This window comes from Actinoplanes sp. NBRC 103695 (genome assembly GCF_030269485.1).
Classification (GTDB): Bacteria; Actinomycetota; Actinomycetes; order Mycobacteriales; family Micromonosporaceae; genus Actinoplanes.
Genome location: NZ_BSTL01000089.1, coordinates 1,983 through 2,923 on the forward strand (window position 1 = coordinate 1,983; position 941 = coordinate 2,923).

1 protein-coding gene is annotated in these 941 nt (G+C 67.6%); it reads left to right on the forward strand.

What is annotated here, in order from left to right; all coding sequences use genetic code 11:
• Positions 1 to 941: hypothetical protein (locus QSK31_RS48325; protein WP_285691964.1), on the forward strand; the 941-nt coding region annotated here is incomplete at both ends.

Sequence of the window (941 nt, forward strand, 5' to 3'; positions counted from 1 at the left end):
GTTTCGACCCGTACTTCCAGTCTTCGTTGTCTGTCGACCCTCAGTTGCTGACCGGTACCGGCTCCGACTACACCGGTTTCGACCCGTACTTCCAGTCCTCGGTGCCTGCCGCCCCCAACCCCACCGGCGGCGACCACGACTACCCCTACTTCGATGACAACGACCCGGACGACCGGCCTGCGCCGGTGGCTGACTGGATGGGTGGTTCCGGTTCGGGTAGTCACGGTGGTGGCGGGGGCGGCTACTACCAGCAGCAACGGTTCTACCCTGCGGCGGTCGAGATCACCGGGACCGGCCCAGACCGGACCGGACCGCCGCAACCAGACACCGACACTCCCGATCCACACATCGGGCAGACAACATCAGCCAATGACAATCCGCCGCGGGTTCTTGCGCCGGGGACGGGTCCGCTGGTGTTGCGGGCGGGCGTCGATCCCGCAATGGTGGGGGAACTGCTGATCCGGTTGCGGGAGGTAGCGCTGGAGTATGGCAGCCAGGTCCGGGAGGCACTGGCGCCGCATGCGGGTGAGCGGGCGTATGTCGAGGCGATGCGGGCGTGGAACTCCTTCACGGCGTTGGTGGCGTCGTTCGCCGGGCCTGTCGACGACAGAGTTCGGCCGGACGAGGTCTTCGGTGCCTACCAGGCCGCTCATCGTTCGTTGTCGGGGCTGGAGAGGCTCGATGCGCACCCGTTGCCGCCGATCGAGGAAACCCTGCCATCGGTCTACCTGGGACCGCTGGACCAGACCGACGGGCGGCGGGGCGGGTCGTTGCCGTCCGCGGACTCCGCGATGGCGTTGCCCCTTGAAGCCGGTGCCGTGCCGGTAGAAGCGTTCCCGGTGCGAACCGACCGCCGCTACGAGCGGGACGACGCCCGAAACCCGTTGGATTCGCCGGTTGCGTCGGACGATGTGGACAATGACGCGCTCGACGGGAGTTCG